16 protein-coding genes are annotated in these 16,027 nt (G+C 34.6%); 9 read left to right on the forward strand and 7 right to left on the reverse strand.

The features are described from left to right. Positions 1-5: 5 nt before the first annotated feature. The 4 genes from BMW64_RS06330 to BMW64_RS06345 are packed head-to-tail and all read left to right on the forward strand — an operon-like array spanning position 6 to position 2,181. The gene (locus BMW64_RS06330; protein ID WP_177175245.1) at positions 6-371 is read left to right on the forward strand and encodes a response regulator; all 366 of its coding nucleotides are present in this window, start codon (positions 6-8) and stop codon (positions 369-371) included. Further along, a complete protein-coding gene (locus BMW64_RS06335; RefSeq protein WP_089999166.1) occupies positions 372-1,202 on the forward strand; it encodes a CheR family methyltransferase in 831 nt (276 codons plus the stop codon). Further along, the gene (locus BMW64_RS06340) at positions 1,202-1,786 is read left to right on the forward strand and encodes a chemotaxis protein CheB (protein ID WP_089999167.1); all 585 of its coding nucleotides are present in this window, start codon (positions 1,202-1,204) and stop codon (positions 1,784-1,786) included. The genes BMW64_RS06335 and BMW64_RS06340 overlap by 1 nt, the downstream gene beginning before the upstream one ends. A 32-nt stretch (positions 1,787-1,818) precedes the next feature. Beyond that, complete coding sequence (locus BMW64_RS06345; RefSeq protein WP_042721135.1) at positions 1,819-2,181, forward strand: response regulator; 363 nt, start codon at positions 1,819-1,821, stop codon at positions 2,179-2,181. A gap of 68 nt (positions 2,182-2,249) precedes the next feature. Here BMW64_RS06345 and BMW64_RS06350 read toward each other — a convergent pair whose 3' ends face one another. Together BMW64_RS06350 and BMW64_RS06355 are read right to left on the reverse strand one after the other, a co-directional pair. Further along, the gene (locus BMW64_RS06350) at positions 2,250-2,522 is read right to left on the reverse strand and encodes a hypothetical protein (protein WP_143052650.1); all 273 of its coding nucleotides are present in this window, start codon (positions 2,520-2,522) and stop codon (positions 2,250-2,252) included. A gap of 190 nt (positions 2,523-2,712) precedes the next feature. Then, the gene (locus tag BMW64_RS06355) at positions 2,713-4,890 is read right to left on the reverse strand and encodes an outer membrane beta-barrel family protein (RefSeq protein ID WP_089999169.1); all 2,178 of its coding nucleotides are present in this window, start codon (positions 4,888-4,890) and stop codon (positions 2,713-2,715) included. A 175-nt stretch (positions 4,891-5,065) separates the two neighbouring features. On the opposite strand from BMW64_RS06355, the gene BMW64_RS06360 reads away from it, so the two are divergent. Together BMW64_RS06360 and BMW64_RS06365 are read left to right on the forward strand one after the other, a co-directional pair. After that, complete coding sequence (locus BMW64_RS06360) at positions 5,066-6,232, forward strand: cytochrome-c peroxidase (RefSeq protein WP_228400859.1); 1,167 nt, start codon at positions 5,066-5,068, stop codon at positions 6,230-6,232. Between the two features lie 307 nt (positions 6,233-6,539). Beyond that, positions 6,540-7,001 carry an Lrp/AsnC family transcriptional regulator gene (locus tag BMW64_RS06365; RefSeq protein ID WP_089999171.1) on the forward strand — a complete coding sequence of 154 codons (462 nt, stop codon included), beginning with the start codon at positions 6,540-6,542 and terminating at the stop codon, positions 6,999-7,001. Between the two features lie 106 nt (positions 7,002-7,107). On the opposite strand, the gene BMW64_RS06370 is transcribed toward BMW64_RS06365, so the two are convergent. Continuing rightward, positions 7,108-7,701: a Crp/Fnr family transcriptional regulator gene (locus BMW64_RS06370; RefSeq protein ID WP_089999172.1), complete on the reverse strand. Its 594-nt coding sequence runs from the start codon at positions 7,699-7,701 to the stop codon at positions 7,108-7,110. A gap of 192 nt (positions 7,702-7,893) precedes the next feature. Beyond that, positions 7,894-8,475, reverse strand: a complete 582-nt coding sequence (locus BMW64_RS06375) for a YciE/YciF ferroxidase family protein (protein WP_089999173.1) — start codon at positions 8,473-8,475, stop codon at positions 7,894-7,896. A 173-nt stretch (positions 8,476-8,648) separates the two neighbouring features. Here BMW64_RS06375 and BMW64_RS06380 point away from each other — a divergent pair, with 173 nt between their 5' ends. Further along, complete coding sequence (locus tag BMW64_RS06380; protein WP_089999174.1) at positions 8,649-9,416, forward strand: succinate dehydrogenase/fumarate reductase iron-sulfur subunit; 768 nt, start codon at positions 8,649-8,651, stop codon at positions 9,414-9,416. A 142-nt stretch (positions 9,417-9,558) separates the two neighbouring features. On the opposite strand, the gene BMW64_RS06385 is transcribed toward BMW64_RS06380, so the two are convergent. Further along, the gene (locus tag BMW64_RS06385) at positions 9,559-10,161 is read right to left on the reverse strand and encodes a hypothetical protein (protein ID WP_089999175.1); all 603 of its coding nucleotides are present in this window, start codon (positions 10,159-10,161) and stop codon (positions 9,559-9,561) included. A gap of 167 nt (positions 10,162-10,328) precedes the next feature. On the opposite strand from BMW64_RS06385, the gene amyA reads away from it, so the two are divergent. Further along, positions 10,329-11,807: an alpha-amylase gene (amyA, locus tag BMW64_RS06390; protein ID WP_089999176.1), complete on the forward strand. Its 1,479-nt coding sequence runs from the start codon at positions 10,329-10,331 to the stop codon at positions 11,805-11,807. A gap of 111 nt (positions 11,808-11,918) precedes the next feature. Here amyA and BMW64_RS06395 read toward each other — a convergent pair whose 3' ends face one another. After that, positions 11,919-13,286, reverse strand: coding sequence for a T9SS type A sorting domain-containing protein (locus BMW64_RS06395; protein WP_089999177.1), 1,368 nt, complete (start codon positions 13,284-13,286; stop codon positions 11,919-11,921). A gap of 299 nt (positions 13,287-13,585) precedes the next feature. Continuing rightward, positions 13,586-14,989: a tetratricopeptide repeat protein gene (locus BMW64_RS06400; RefSeq protein ID WP_089999178.1), complete on the reverse strand. Its 1,404-nt coding sequence runs from the start codon at positions 14,987-14,989 to the stop codon at positions 13,586-13,588. Between the two features lie 205 nt (positions 14,990-15,194). On the opposite strand from BMW64_RS06400, the gene BMW64_RS06405 reads away from it, so the two are divergent. Then, on the forward strand, positions 15,195-15,998 hold the full coding sequence (locus tag BMW64_RS06405) for an HAD family hydrolase (RefSeq protein WP_089999179.1): 804 nt from the start codon (positions 15,195-15,197) through the stop codon (positions 15,996-15,998). Positions 15,999-16,027: the final 29 nt, after the last annotated feature.

Here is a 16,027-nt window from a genome sequence, read left to right on the forward strand (position 1 = left end):
TTCTGATGAATAAAAAAGTTTTAATAGTGGACGACGATCCGCGAAATATATTTGCCCTCAAGCTGACTCTTAAATCAAAGGGATATCAGATTGAAAGCTGTACAATGGCCCAGGAAGCTATTGATATTCTGAATAAGGATAATGAGTTCAGTGCTGTTCTTATGGACATGATGATGCCCGAAATGGACGGCTATGAAGCCATAAGAATAATAAGAAAGACACCTTCCATCAGCGAAGTGCCTGTGATTGCCGTGACCGCACAGGCGATGCCGGAAGACAGACAGAAATGCCTGGATGCAGGGGCGAATGATTATATATCAAAGCCTATAGATGTGGATCAGTTAATTAAAGCACTACATAAATTACCGTAAATGCTGGAGCCTAGTATCATAAAAGATGAGGAGGTAGAATACTTGATTAAAGATGTTTATGATATGTATGGCTACGATTTTTCCGAATACAGCAGGGCGTCGTTCAAACGCAGGGTAAATCGCATCTGCCTTATCGACCGTTTTACCAGCTTTGCCGAGCTTCGGTATACCATTCTCAATGATCCGGAATATCTGAAACGTTTCATCGAGGAAATTACGGTAAACGTGACGGAAATGTTCCGTGACCCGCTATTTTTTAAAGCTATAAGAGAAAAAATACTGCCTCAGCTGGGAACTTATCCTTTGATAAGAATATGGGTAGCGGGCTGTTCTACAGGGGAAGAGGCTTATTCTATAGCGATTCTGTTAAAAGAAGCCAACCTTTACCATAAATCACTGATATACGGAACAGATCTCAATCCTTCCGTATTGGAAAAAGCAAGATCAGGAGTATTTCCACTGCAGCAAATGAAATTATATTCTGAAAATTATATTGCATCAGGAGGAAAAAAAGATTTTTCGGATTATTATACTGCAAATTATGACAGTGTAAAATTTGACAAAAGCTTACAGGAAAAATTAATTTTATCAACCCATAATTTGGTTTCAGACAGCTCTTTCAACAGCTTTCAACTGATTATCTGCAGAAATGTTCTGATCTATTTTGATCGAGGCCTGCAGGAAAGAGTTTTCCGATTGTTTGATAATAGTTTAGAAAATTTAGGTTTTTTAGCATTAGGAGCGAAAGAAACACTAAGATTTTCTAAATTAGATGAAAATTATCATCAGGTCGACGATCAGCGAATATGGAAAAAATTGGATCATAATTAATGATATTGGAAAAAGAAAATATAAAAACAGAATTGATAATCATCGGAGGTTCTGCAGGAAGTCTTCAGGTCATTCTTGAAATGATCAAAAAACTTGACGATAAAATAGCCGTGCCCATTTTATTGGTGTTGCATCGTAAAGCACATTCTAATAATATTCTTCAGGCACTGCTTCAGCAGCTTACCCCTTTGGAAGTTATAGAAATAGATGATAAAACAGAAATTGAATCTAATAAAATATACATTACCCCCGCAGATTACCACCTGCTTTTTGAAGATAAAAAAACAATGTCGCTGGACAGTTCCGAAAAAATGAATTATTCACGTCCGTCAATTGATGTTACTTTCAAATCGGCAGCTGAGATCTTCCAGGAAAATCTTATCGGAGTCCTTTTGTCAGGTGCTAATGCTGACGGAGTGGAAGGACTTTCCTACATTAAAAAAAACGGCGGAAAAGTATGGATCCAGGATCCTGAGACAGCTGAAGTAGATTATATGCCAAGACATGCCGTTGAAGAAGTAGCCTATGATATGATCATCAAGCCAGGTGATCTGCCAACATATATCAATCAACTATATAAATAAAAAAGAGTAATCCCTAACAACTACGTAAGAATATGAACAAAAAGAAAATCCTGATTTTTGATGACGACACCACTATCCTTGAAGTGATCAGCATCATTTTTGAAGAAAATGGTTATCAGGTGGAAATTTCAGAAACCTCACATGATATTTTGGAGAGAGTGGCTCAATATAAGCCTGACGTTATTCTTATGGATAACTGGATTCCAAAAATCGGTGGGGTGGAAGCAACAAAACTCCTGAAAAATCATGAGGAATTTAAGCACATTCCGGTCATTTATGTGACGGCTAACAACGATATTGTAGCGTTGGCAAAGCAGGCACAGGCCGATGATTATGTTGCTAAACCATTCAATCTTGAAGATCTTGAAAATAAGGTAGCCAATTTTTTACAGTAAAAACTATGAAAAATATCTACCAACTTAATTAACAAAAAATCCCGGTATAAAATTACCGGGATATATTTTTATGTCATCTGTATGTTTTGAGGATCTGAGTTTTGCAGAGATCTTAATTTTGATTTAATGAAATCCCAACTGCATTTTTCATAATTAATTTCATTTATTAAGGAAGTTAAAAACAATTTAATTGCTGGTTTCGACAATATTTTCTGTGTAAAGGTAGGCGCTATAACTGGCTTTTTCGAAACGATATTTTCTGTTAATGCATATTCCTTTTCTAAATCTATGTCAATATTGAACTGGGCTTTTACACTAGTCGTTAAATATTTTTTAATCATCTTTCTTATTTCGGTGCTTGTTGTCATCGTTTGGTATTTTATTAATCAATATAAAATATCTGTGCCACAAATGATCTGATATGAAATATTTAGCATTTTTTATTATATTTAAATCTTTACTTAAAATAAAAAACGGACAATAAAGCTGTAAGGCTGTATCGTCCGCTTGCTAAATGAGGAATGTTATATTTTATTTTCCGCCACCGCCGTTTTTCTCAACATCGGTTTTCGTATTTTCTTTTACTTTCTGGTTTCCGAAACGCTTTACGAAAGATATCGAAGCCCCGTACCAGTCCCATTTTGAGGAACTTCTTACAAATCCTTGTTGATTATATGTTGTTGCGTTATAATTTGGCCTCTGGAAAATATTCATCAGCTGAAGGCTGACTTCCATTTGGGTTTTAGGAAATATCTTCGTCACCGAAATATTATGAAATACATTGGCTTTATTGGTGGTAGAATTTCCATTATTCTGATTGGATATTTCCATCCATGCGCTTACATTAATATTTTTATTGAAGAGATTGGTATAGGAAAGATTGGTGGAAGCACTAAGGTAGCTAATGTAAGGATCTCCTTTAATATCATTTTTTGCATTAAAATCACTGTTGTCAATATAATACCAGCCAAGTCCAAGATTTACTGTAAATTTATTCTTAAAGAACGTCTGGTTCGTATTGGCATAAAGATAATATTTGTGAACTTTTCCATTGAAATTGGAAGGCTGGGTGATATTAATTGTTTGCGCTTTCCCATTAACAACAATATCCTCTTTAAGATAATCCGTCCAGTAATCCTGATCCGTATACATGTATCTCGCAGAAATAAAATATTTCTTTAAAATCCCGAGTTTCATGTAAAGCCTGTCACTTGGATTAGGATCCAAATCAATATTTCCCCGGCTGTAAATTCCGTTGGTATTTGGCGTCATAAAAGGATTAAACTCCGCATACCAGGGTCTCCAGATATTACGGTTGTAGGTTAAGCTTAAATCATATTTATCAGAGAATGTATATTTCAACAAAATATTAGGAAGGAAGGTGCCGTAAGAATCTTTTCTTGAAGCTCCCGCAATATCCTGGCGCATTTTGTAATCAATATATTCGTAACGAAGCCCGATCCTCGTTTCGAGCTTTTTAAAGAAAGTTCTGCTGTAGTTTGCATACACTGATGTAATATTATCTTCATAATGGAAAATATCATGATCACTCAGTCCGCTCAGCATATTTCCATTTAAATTATTTGGTACAACATTATTGTTAAAATTAATTTTTGCACCGACTTCAAAATTTGCTCCTGATTTTCCCAAAGGCTGCGTGTAGTCGATCTTTGCATAATAATTTCGATTTTCTGTATCTGTGAAAGCTCCGAGAGTCTGGGTTGAAGCACCATTTTCTACAGAAAGAATGTCTCTGTTGAAATAGCTATCTTCCGACTGTCCGTAATAATTTGTCCCAAGATTTACATCCAGAATTCTATTCTTTTCTTTATCATACCATTTATAAAAAATATTGGTACCCAGGTTACGGTTTAGTCCTGTTGAATTCTGGTTTTGATCGAAAGAACTTTTGAATACATTATTAAGATAATCGCTTCCACTGGCTTCGGAGTTGGAAGTTGAATTACTCTGGTAATATTCAAGGATTACCCCTACAGTATTTTTATTGTCAATCTCAAATTCTGATGTGGAAGATAAAGACGGACTTTTGCTTCTTCCAATCACATAGCTGTCGATCTGGTTCGTAGAATTGTCTGCATACCAAGAATAAAAACTTGAATCTTTCTGAACATACGTATTATCACTGTAGCTACCGATAAGCGTTTGGGTGAAATCCTTTTTATGATAATTCAGGTTAAAATTGGTGTATTGTGAATTTTTTGTATTCTGTCGGTTGTTGAGCGTTATACTTCCTTTCATTCCTTCATCATCACGCTTTTTCAGGACAATATTTATAACGGTTCCTGTTGCCTCATACCGTGAAGAAGGGCTGGTGATCACCTCAATTTTCATAAGGTTGTCGGCTGGAATTGTCTTTAGATATTCTTTTAACTCCTTACCAGTGAAAACAGATTTTCTGTCGTTGATATAAACGGTGACCGATTCTCCCTCCGCTTTTATCGCATCATTGTTGTCAATACTTACAAGAGGTGTCATTCTTAAAACATCCCATGTCGTATTTCCTGCCAGGATCGAACTGTTGGCAACATTAAATACAGTACGGTCTACTTTAGATTCTACAGTGGGCTTTCTTACGGTTAGCGTTACTCCTTCAATTTCCTTCTCTTTAGATTTTATAGTATCTTTTTCTGTTTGTGCAAAAGTCAGAATTCCTGCCAGTAAGGCGATAGGTGTTAAAATGGTTTTCATTTAAAACTAGGTTTTACATATAAGACACTTCGGAGTGTATTATTGTTACATTACTAGAATTAATTCTACCACATTTTTTCTTTATGCCTGATTTATAGCCTGTTTATTTATTTTAAAACACCCATTTATAATCAAATGTAAAAAATATTATATTTTTGCTAAAATTATAATGGCTATGAAGAATGCACTAAGCTGGATTCTTGTTTTATTTCTTCTTGTTTCAGTTTTAAATAACTGCCTGAACAATTCAGTAAAGAAAGAAATGAAACAAAAACTTGCGATAATGGAAAACCTCAGGAAATTATATTCCTCAGGTGATTCTTCAAAATGGCCGAAACCTATTCTTGATCCGGAATCTGTTTCATCATATGCTGAAATTGGTCATTTACCGGAAATTACTTTTCCTTCTGATAATCCGTATTCTGTCGAAAAAGAGACCTTGGGAAAAACTCTTTTTTTTGATCCCCGACTTTCAAAATCAAATCAGATTGCCTGTGCATCATGCCATGATCCTGAATTGGGTTGGTGCGACAGCAGAACTTTTTCTTTTGGACACGACCGTCAATTAGGAAATCGCAACGCAATGAGTATCTTTAATGTTGCTTATGCCAAAGCTTTATTCTGGGATGGCAGGGCGAAATCACTGGAAGAGCAATCAAGAATGCCCATTGAGGATCATCGTGAAATGGGAGAGCATATGGATATGGCAGCTGGTAAAATTGCTAACATAAAAGGTTATGAAATCTTATTTGAAAAAGCATTTGGTGATAAGGTTGTTACGAAAGAGCGTATTTCAAAAGCTATTGCGACTTTTGAAAGAAAAGTCAGAAGCTCGGCAAGTAAATTTGATCAGTTTATTAATGGAAATGCCGAAATCTATACCGATGATGAGCTGATGGGATTACATCTTTTCAGAACCAAAGCCCAGTGTATCAACTGCCATAATTCCGGATACTTCTCCAATAATAAATTTGAAAATATAGGGACGGCTTTATTGGGTGAAAAAGGAGAGGATCTTGGGAGATATCTCATTACTAAAGACCCTGATGATGCAGGAAGGTTTCGTGTTCCGTCATTGAGAGAAGTTTCCCGTACCGGACCTTATTTTCATAATGGCTCAATGACTACGTTAGAGGAAGTAATCCAATTTTACAGCAAAGGAAATCCTGAACATTCCCAGAAGCGCTCAACAGTCTATGATGGTAAAACATTAAAATCAGAAAAATCCGGAATGGTACGGATGCTGGAGTTGTCAGATCTGGAAATTTCACAATTGGAAGCTTTTTTAAGGACATTATCGTCTAAGACAGAAAAAGTTTCTATTCCTGAGTTACCTCAATAAATAAAAAGCAGCTATACAAAACATTGTAAAACTGCTTCCCCTAAGATTAATATACTAATTGTAATTTTAATTCTTTGAAAAAGAGAGCACTCCAAGATAGGAGCGTCTCTCATATAAAATATTCCCTTTTACTTTTTATTATTGTCAAAAGCTAATTAATAGCCTTTGTCTTGAGTAAAAATAGAAATAAAGAATAATATATTGACAGATCATTAAAAATTAAGTTAAAAATACTTTTTACAATAACCTGTCTAGAATAAAATTCTCTATATTTGTTGAAATATCAGCATTTAAAGAATATTATTCTATGGACAACCTTGATGATAAAGATTTGCAGCTTCTAAGACTTCTTCAAAAAGACGCAAAATTAACGGTTAAAGAACTAGCAAAGGAAGTAAACCTTTCACCGTCGCCTGTTTTTGAAAGAGTAAAAAGACTGGAGCAGGAAGGATATATAAAAAAATATGCCGCATTACTTGACGCTGAAAAACTCAATCTTGGATTAACGGTATATTGCCAGCTTAAGTTAAAAAGCAATGACAGCTATCTCGCTATAGAATTTGAACGTGAAATCCTTGAAATTGAAGAAGTAGCTGAATGTTACAGCATTTCCGGAGATTTTGATTTTTTACTGAAAGTTTATGTACGCGATATGAAACAATATCAGAATTTTGTATTTAATATTCTGGGAGCTGTACCCTCTATAGGAAGTACACACAGTACTTTTGTAATGGCTCAGGTAAAGAATACTTACGGACTGACTATTTAAATAATAGTTTTGTTCTGTAAAAATCATAATGAGATTTCATGCTGATGATGAAATCTCATTAATTACATTAATTATAAAAAAGTAAAATTCTGTTTTTGATAATAGATTAATAGTAAATTTTTCTGTTTTCTATTTTTACAAGATTATTATCCTGCATTTTCTTTATTGTTCTGATGACGGTTTCTACCCGTAGTCCTGTAAGATTGGCAAGCTGCTGTCTCGTAAGCGGGACCTGATAAGAGTATTTGTGATCGTCATTGTTACCTTTCAGGCAATCCATAACCGTTTTAATTTTGAAAATAGGATCGGAAGAAGAAATATTGAAGAGCATAATGTATTTATTATGCAGAATATCTGCCAGACACTGAAACATTTTCAGAGAGACTTCAGGATTATGATCCATAAGATTGAAAAAATCACCTTTAGGAAGCTTCAGGATTTTACAGGTTGTTTTTGCTGTTGCATTGGTAGGATAATATTTATCATCAAATAAAAAAGACTCTCCGAAGCTCTGCCCATCTGATAAAATATTCTGTGTAAATTCTTTTCCATCTTCGTGATAGTTGTTAAGCTCTACGATACCGGTGATAATCTGAAAATAGAATTTCGGCATAGTGCCTTCATAAAAGATGGTATCATTCGTTTCATAGGTTTCATAAAAACCTCCATATGCCAGTAGTAAATCTTCACTAATTATCATATATTAAATATTATGGTTCAACAATGAATATTTTAGTTGAATTTTGATTATTTAAAATCAAATAATAAACCATAAAAGATTATTTATGTTTAAAAAAATACCACATTTTGTAAATTTTATAGAATTCCAACCAAAAATTATAAAAAAAGAGGCCTTTAATGACCTCTCTCAAATTTATTTTAAAAATTGTTCTTACATTGCCTTGCTGTTAAGATTTGTATCAGCAACTTTTGTCAGCAACTCATCACATTTTTTTTCCTCATTCAACGTTTCCAGAAGATACTTAAGACAATCTTCTTCTTGTAATACTTTTGCGAAAGCAGCAAGTGTTCCGTACGTTGCAATTTCGTAATGTTCCACTTTCTGGGCCGCTGCTATAATACCGGCGTCTCTTACTGTTCCGGGTTCAGTTTCTTCAATGATGCTTTTCCCTTCATCAAGAAGCCCCTGCATAGCATCACATTTTTTTGCCTGAGCTTTTTTACCCAATGCTTTAAAGCATTCTTCCAATCTTTCCACATGGGTTTCTGTTTCAGCAAGGTGATTTTCTATCGCCGTTTTCAGCTTTTCATCAGTAGCATTTTTCATCATGGTCGGTAATGCTTTTACCAACGCTTTTTCAGCCCAATAAATATCTTTTAATGAATCTTCAAACAGGTCTTTTAATTCTTTTGCCGCACTTTTTTTAGCCGGAGTCTTTGAAGTTGATTTTGATGTAGTTTTAGAAGCTGTTGTTTTTGCCGCCGTTTTTTTAGCTGGTGTTTTAGTTTCCATAATAAATTGTATTTAGTGATTATTGATTGGTGATGAATCTGCAACTATAAGACCATCTTTAATTAAAAACCTGATATGTGGTATCTAAAAGAATTATAATGTTCTATGATGTGACTCATAAAATGAATTTACTTTTAACTGTATATTTAAAATCACCAATTTAAAATAGTTTTATGAGTACAAAAAAAACTTTAAATCTTACCCTGAAAATCTGGAGACAGAAAAACAGAAAAACCAAAGGACAATTTGAAATATATAAAGTTTCTGATATATCCACTGATTCATCTTTTTTGGAAATGCTGGATATTCTTAATGAGCAACTCATCAATGAAAACAAAGAACCCATAGCTTTTGATCACGATTGCCGTGAGGGAATTTGCGGCACGTGCTCTTTATACATTAATGGAAGAGCGCACGGACCTGATACAGGAATTACCACCTGCCAGCTTCACATGAGAATGTTTACGGACGGCGAAACAATTGTCGTAGAACCGTGGAGAAGTATTGCTTTTCCTGTGATTAAAGATCTGATTACCGATCGCAGTGCTTTTGACAGAATTATGGCTGCAGGAGGATTTATTTCTGTGAATACTTCAGGAAATACGCTGGATGCCAATGCTATTCCCGTTCCTAAAGAAAATGCAGACAAAGCTATGGATGCAGCTGCCTGTATAAGCTGTGGTGCATGTGTTGCCTGCTGTCCTAACGGTGCTGCAATGCTTTTTGTTGGTGCTAAAGTTTCTCATTTTGCACTGCTTCCGCAGGGAAGGGTAGAAGCAAGACGAAGAGTTCTGAATATGGTGAAGGCCATGGACGAGGAAGGCTTCGGCAACTGTTCTGTAATCGGGGCCTGCGAAGTGGAGTGTCCCAAAAACATTTCACTCGACAACATCGCCAGGATGAACAGGGAATACATGAATGCATGGATCACTACAAAATAATCCACATTTTCATAATCGGCTTCTTATGCTACTATTTTAAAAGATTTAATATGAATGTAAAACTCCTCAATGATGAGGAGTCAGGAAAGTAAAATGGAGTGAAAAACAATTAATATTAAAACTATGATTTTTTTATTCTATTTTAAAAATCAAGAAGCCCGTCTGTCAGCAGCTTCCACTGGATTTTGGCAATGCCGATCATCCCACCAATGGCAATCATAAAATTTCTTATTTTATCCAGAAGTCCGGCATTGAAATTAGGTTTCTCATTTCTTCCATAAACGCCTGCTTTTAATAAATCTCCTTCTTTAGCAATCATGATGTTGGATGTAGCAGAAATTCTATAAAAGTGAGCAATACGCCCTTTCGGCTGGTTCGGATCTTTTGATGGTTTGCAGGTTATGAGATATGATTCGTAATTATCAATCTGCCTGTGAGCAATATTGGTAATTTCTACCCAGTCGTACCCATTTGCTTCTTTTGTACCCGGGCTAGGAATGCCGATTCTTATAAAATCTCCCCTTTGAGGAGTTCTATTAACCGGCTGCCCGGATTCACTAAAATGTTTAAATTCAGATGATGCTTTCCCACAGTAGTCTTTCCATTCATTAATAGAAAAAAGACGCTTTTTGAGGATCTCAAATTTGGCATTTATCTCAGTAGCTTTATACTGCTTTTTGCTTTCAGTATCGTGAAACCCTCCGCTTTTTTGCGCAGGAACTCCCGGAATCTGTTTAGGTTTCATATGATAATCTTATGTAGGTGCTTAACAAAGATAGTTGGTATAGAATACAATTGTTATGAGCAGAATCACAATAAACCATATTTCACAATTGAGTGTAATCATATATTTTGTTAACTTTATTCTCGAAATTCGTTTAGATCAATGAATAAGTGTAACTTTTATTAATTATGAACGGAGTAATCATTCAATATTTCCACTGGTATTATAACGGTAATCTTTGGAATGAATTTGCAGAAAATGTAAGCTATTTAAAAGATCTTGGAATAACAGCAGCATGGCTTCCGCCTGCTACAAAATGCAATCTGGGACTTGAGGGAAGAGGATATGATGTATACGATCTTTATGATCTTGGAGAATTTGACCAGAAGGGAGGAATTCCAACCCGTTATGGTACAAAAGAAGAATATATCAATGCTATTGAAAAAGCTCATGAACAGGGAATTGCGGTATACGCCGATATTGTGCTTAACCACAGAATGGGTGGTGATGAAGCCGAGAAAATAAACGTTCATAAAGTAGATGAGGAAAATCGTAACCTTGTTGTTTCCGATACATTTGAAGTTTTGGCTCAGACAAAGTTTACTTTTCCTGCACGGAAGGGAAAATATTCAGAATTTATTTGGGATTATCATTGTTTCAGCGGTATTGATGTCGTTCAAAAAAATGGTGAAGAACTCCATGGAATTTTTAAAATTCACAATGAATATGGTACGGAATGGACAGACGCCGTAAGTCACCAGTTCGGAAACTACGACTACCTGATGGGAGCAGATGTGGAGTACCGTAATCCCCATGTAATCCAGGAAATGAAAAACTGGATCAAATGGTATCTTGAAACGACCAAAGCAGATGGACTAAGACTTGATGCTCTGAAACACCTTTCTTCTGATTTCCTGAAAGAGTGGATTACGTATATAAAAACAGAAGTAAATCCTGAATGTTTTGTATTAGGCGAATTCTGGAAAGATGATGTAGAAAAAATCGCTGATTTTTCTGATAAAATGAATGATCTGATATCCTGCTTTGATGCACCGTTGCACTATAATTTCTTTAAGGCATCTCAAGAGGCAAGGGATTATGATCTTTCACAAATTTTGAAAGGAAGCTTTTTAGATCAAAAACCGGTGTTTTCAGTTTCATTTGTTGAAAATCATGATACCCAAAAACTGCAGGCGCTGGAATCTGCTGTTAAAAATTGGTTCAAGCCTCTTGCTTATGCGATTATTTTACTTTCGGAAGATGCATATCCCTGTATATTTTACCCGGATCTTTTCGGAGCCGAATATACCGATACTGTAGACAATAAAGATGTTAAAATCAATATGCCTAAAATTGAGCTTTTACCTAAACTGCTAGAAGCCAGACAACATTTTGCTGTCGGAGAACAGATCAGATACTTTGATCATCCCAACTGTATTGCATGGATAAGAAAAGGAAATGATGATGTTTTCGGTTGTGTAACAATAATTTCAAACAGCGATGAGGGTTTTAAAGAAATCAGCCTTGGAAAGGAAAATGCAAACTCAACATTTAAAGATTTCCTTAATCAAAGACAAGAAGAAATAAAAACCGATGAAGATGGAAAAGCCATCTTCAGGGTAAATCCATGTTCGGTAAGTGTTTGGGTTAAGGTTGATACGATATAAGCCAAATTTAAAATGATTTTTCCAAAAACAAAAATCCTGAAAACTTCAGTTCGAGGTTTCCAGGATTTCTTTAATTTACCAAATCTACTTTTTACTTTTTAAATTTATTTCTTACTGTTTTATAATTTTCTTTACTGAGGTTTTGCCATCATCAAAAGTTGCTTTAAGGAAATAAACACCTTTTGGAGCACCGGAAATATCAACTTTCTGATCCGTAATTTTAGCATTCATCGTCTGTCCTGAAGCGCTTGTTACTTCTGCAGATCTTATTTTTTTGTCATTTTTGATGTTAATTACTCCCATTGTAGGATTCGGGTATACCGTGAATGTATCCTTATTTTTAACGTCACTTACAGCTAAAGAATTTAACGAAATTCTTTTTATAACAGTTCCGTTTTGTGTATATGCGACAACAAGATAGTTGTTAACAGGATCTACGGCAATATCATTAAAAGTACAAACTCCTGATGAAATAAAATCACCCCCCAACTTTTCCCAATTTCCTGTAGATGAATTAAATGTATATACGAAGTTTCTTCCATGATCTGAATAAGAGCTGTCCCAGATGCCCGCAATTACATATGGCGTTCCGTTTGGTGAAACTGCAATCGCTGTGTTGTTGACTACAGTGTCGGAAAAGTTGGCATTTCCAACCTGCACCCATGAGGTTCCGTCAAATTTTTTTACATTCAGTTTTCTTCCCTCTGCTGTGCTGGAAACGTAAACCACAAAAGGTGTATCGTTGTATAATGCAATATCTGAATAAGAATTATCTGAACTGTAAGCACTTCCTACAGGAGCTCCTCCAACTAATGTCCATGAATCTGTAGATGAAGCATTCGCACTGATTTTATAGACACTCACAGAGCCGTTGGCAACCTGACAGGTGTAAATATTATTATCTGACCCAACCATCATCTCTGCAAAGGTAGCTCCACCTGCAAAGCCTGCATTTCCTACCTGCTCCCAAACTCCGTTATTGTACCTTCTTACCGTTCCGGATCCGTCTGATCCATAAGCAAAAAGAGTATTAGAAGATGAAACAGCTAAAGCCTGATAAGTAAGACTGGTTGTACTAGCCGGCGGCATAAGACTCCATGATCCTGTACTGAATTTTCTGACTTCCATACCGGTAGAAGGGTAGCTGGCCTGATTACTGTAATACACATTTCCCTGATTATCTGTTGTCAATGCACTGAAAGTGGCAAAGCTGGTTGTGATTCCGGCAGATCCACCGAGATATGACCATGAAGTCCCGTCGAATTTCTGTACAGATCCTTTTATTACAGAAACATCATAATATGAAATATAATAATTACCCGCAGCATCAATTGCTAAATTATTATAACTGGAATTTCCCGCTGATATAGCGGCCGACGAACCTACGTATTCCCACGACTGGCCATTTGCTAAAAAAGAAAGTCCTAATCCTAACAGCACAATAGCCTTTTTGAAATTAAAAGAAGAGTTTTTTACCATAATTAATAATGTTTAATAAATCTGAATTCTAAGTTTTTAGTTTAATATGATGTGGGTTTATGGTGTTTTGAAGGATTAAATTTCTTGAACAAATTTATGAATTGATTTAAGGAAATGATCGATTAATTGAATATATGATAAAAAATAAGGTACTCATTTGATACTTTACCCTATTATATGTCGTTATATTTGAATTATTAACAATATTAAATTGGTATCAATTTTTGAAATTAAATAAAAAAAGACTGAAAATAAATTTCCAGCCCATATATGTTTTAATGAAAACTAAACCAATAATTTTAAATATTATCAATCCAGTTATAAATATCAACCGATTGAGGAATTTCAAGTTTTTTTCTAATTCTGTATTTTTTATTCTGAACTGTCCGGGTTTCTATGAAAGTGTATTTTGCAATCTCTTTGGTGGTAAGTTTCAATTTCAGGAGTGCACAAAATTCTATTTCCGATTGTTGAAGTTCTGGATTAATCTTTAGCAGTTTATCAGAAAACTCGGGAAAAGCATTCTCGAAAGCAAACATGAATCCTGGGTCGTTATTTTGTAGAAGAGCTATCAGATGCTGATACAGATCGTGAAGATTCTGATTGTTTTCAACCACTTTTTTCTTTTTTAACCTTACATAAAAGAAAACTGAAATAGCCAAAACTATAAGTATTGAAATTCCCAAAATGAAAAAATTTAGCGTCAATTTTTTATTTTGCTCCTCTTCATCCTTATTCATAACTTCCTGTAGGGAATTATATTTACTCTGAAGCATCTGCAGATCATTCTGTTTAATTTTGTTTTCATAAAAATCTGCGCTGTCTTTTCTGCCTGTTTCCCGATAAATTTCATGAAGAGATTTGTAAGTATCATTGATATTCAGTTCAATACCTGTACGCCGACTTATTTTCAGGGCTTTATGAAAGTTTATTATTGATTTTTCGTATTCTTTTCGTTTCTTATAATATTTACCAATCACCGTAAAATTAGAAATCATAGATTTTTCTTCTGAAATACCTGTTGGCCTTATTTCAATAGATTTTTTGGCAAAGTAAAATGCAGAATCGAGATTATATTCAGCATAAATACTGGAGAGATTAGAATAGTTCAGATATTGAAATTCTTCGAATTCACTTTTTTCTTTTATTTGCTTTCCACTTTTTATTTCCTCCAGAATTTTTTTTGCAGCATTTCTGGGTTCACCCTTATCCAGATAAACATTAGCAAAACTGCTGAGCACATTGGCCTTTGCGTAAAATATTTTTTTACTGTCAGACTGATCCTGCTTAAGGATGGAATAGGCATTATTAAGATGAATAATTGCTTTATCATATAATTTATTCACCGAATAGGTTTCAGCAATATAAACATTAGCCATCGCTTCATAATATACATTTTTATATTTGTCTGAAGCTTTATGCAGCTCTTCTGAAGAAATTATAAGACTATCAACCAGGTTTTTATTGTAAAAATATCTGCATTTCTTTTCCAGCAGTTGCATCTCCGAAAGGGAGTCTTTAAGTATTCTGGAAGCTTTAATAAGTGAGTTAAGTTCGCTGTAAGCTTTATTGATATCAGAAGTGAAAAGTTTTGAATTGGCCTTTACTTTATTTTTAAATTCATCATGATTTTTTTGTGACTGAGAGTATATCAGAGAGTTAAAAAATAAAATAAACAAAAATGCCAGCCTGACGTTTTTCATTTCTTGGATACAACAATTTTAGATTAGGAATTCTATGTAAATGTAGTCAAAAAATTATTATTTTGCATACATTTCTATATTAAACAGGCATAAACACAACACTTTTAAACATTAATAATAAATACTTAAATATGATCAGGACAGTCACATTAAAAATTATTACTATATATTTGTGATGAATTTCTAAACACTGAAAAATATTTTTATGGATGAAATCAGGATGATTGTAACGGATATGGATGGAACTTTTCTCAATTCAGAACATGAGGTAAGCCCGGACTTTCCGAAGGTTTATGAAGAACTTAAAAAAAGAAATATTTTATTTGTACCCGCCAGTGGCAGGCAGATGCTCGGAATTACAAAATACTTCGGAGATCTTGAAAACGAAATGGCTTTTATTGCGGAAAACGGCGGCTATGTGATCTATAAAAACGAAGAACTTTTTGCAGATAAGATGGATCAGCAATATATCGCTGAAATTATTACAGCCATCCGGAACATTTCGGGTGCAACAGCTGTCTTATCAGGAAAGAAGAAAGCTTATGTAGAAACATACAATCCGGATTTCATTAACTATATATCACAGTTTTATACCGACAATGAAGTGGTAGAAGACCTTACTGCTGAAAACGATGACAGTATTTTTAAAATTGCTGTTTATCATCCCGATGGTTCTGAATTAAACGTTTATCCTTTTCTGAAAGAATTTGAAAAATATAATCTTGAAGTTGTCGTTTCGGGCCAGTACTGGCTGGATATCATGAATAAAAATATCAATAAAGGAAATGCCTTGGAAAAACTGCAGGAAGCCTTGAATATTTCTCCTCAACAAACCATGGCGTTTGGCGATTATATGAATGATATCGAAATGCTCAAAAATTCCAAGTATTCTTACGCGATGAAAAATGCACATCCGTCTGTAAAAAAGGCAGCCCATTTTGAAGCCTGCTCAAATGATAATTTTGGTGTTTTAAAAATTATTAAAGACTATCTTAATAGTAGTAATTAGGCAAAAAAAAGATGCTGTTCAATTTATGA

Origin of the sequence: Chryseobacterium taichungense (assembly GCF_900109935.1) — a bacterium.
GTDB classification, from domain to species: Bacteria; Bacteroidota; Bacteroidia; order Flavobacteriales; family Weeksellaceae; genus Chryseobacterium; species Chryseobacterium taichungense.

What these genes read in the sequence shown, in the direction of transcription:
- BMW64_RS06345 (WP_042721135.1), top strand. Translation starts at nt 1,819, where the DNA reads ATGAACAAAAAGAAAATCCTGATTTTTGATGACGACACCACTATCCTT.
- BMW64_RS06375 (WP_089999173.1), bottom strand. Translation starts at nt 8,475, where the DNA reads ATGGAAACTAAAACACCAGCTAAAAAAACGGCGGCAAAAACAACAGCT.
- BMW64_RS06380 (WP_089999174.1), top strand. Translation starts at nt 8,649, where the DNA reads ATGAGTACAAAAAAAACTTTAAATCTTACCCTGAAAATCTGGAGACAG.
- BMW64_RS06365 (WP_089999171.1), top strand. Translation starts at nt 6,540, where the DNA reads ATGGACAACCTTGATGATAAAGATTTGCAGCTTCTAAGACTTCTTCAA.
- amyA (WP_089999176.1), top strand. Translation starts at nt 10,329, where the DNA reads ATGAACGGAGTAATCATTCAATATTTCCACTGGTATTATAACGGTAAT.
- BMW64_RS06385 (WP_089999175.1), bottom strand. Translation starts at nt 10,161, where the DNA reads ATGAAACCTAAACAGATTCCGGGAGTTCCTGCGCAAAAAAGCGGAGGG.
- BMW64_RS06395 (WP_089999177.1), bottom strand. Translation starts at nt 13,286, where the DNA reads ATGGTAAAAAACTCTTCTTTTAATTTCAAAAAGGCTATTGTGCTGTTA.
- BMW64_RS06405 (WP_089999179.1), top strand. Translation starts at nt 15,195, where the DNA reads ATGGATGAAATCAGGATGATTGTAACGGATATGGATGGAACTTTTCTC.
- BMW64_RS06340 (WP_089999167.1), top strand. Translation starts at nt 1,202, where the DNA reads ATGATATTGGAAAAAGAAAATATAAAAACAGAATTGATAATCATCGGA.
- BMW64_RS06360 (WP_228400859.1), top strand. Translation starts at nt 5,066, where the DNA reads ATGAAGAATGCACTAAGCTGGATTCTTGTTTTATTTCTTCTTGTTTCA.
- BMW64_RS06355 (WP_089999169.1), bottom strand. Translation starts at nt 4,890, where the DNA reads ATGAAAACCATTTTAACACCTATCGCCTTACTGGCAGGAATTCTGACT.
- BMW64_RS06335 (WP_089999166.1), top strand. Translation starts at nt 372, where the DNA reads ATGCTGGAGCCTAGTATCATAAAAGATGAGGAGGTAGAATACTTGATT.
- BMW64_RS06350 (WP_143052650.1), bottom strand. Translation starts at nt 2,522, where the DNA reads ATGATTAAAAAATATTTAACGACTAGTGTAAAAGCCCAGTTCAATATT.
- BMW64_RS06370 (WP_089999172.1), bottom strand. Translation starts at nt 7,701, where the DNA reads ATGATAATTAGTGAAGATTTACTACTGGCATATGGAGGTTTTTATGAA.
- BMW64_RS06400 (WP_089999178.1), bottom strand. Translation starts at nt 14,989, where the DNA reads ATGAAAAACGTCAGGCTGGCATTTTTGTTTATTTTATTTTTTAACTCT.
- BMW64_RS06330 (WP_177175245.1), top strand. Translation starts at nt 6, where the DNA reads ATGAATAAAAAAGTTTTAATAGTGGACGACGATCCGCGAAATATATTT.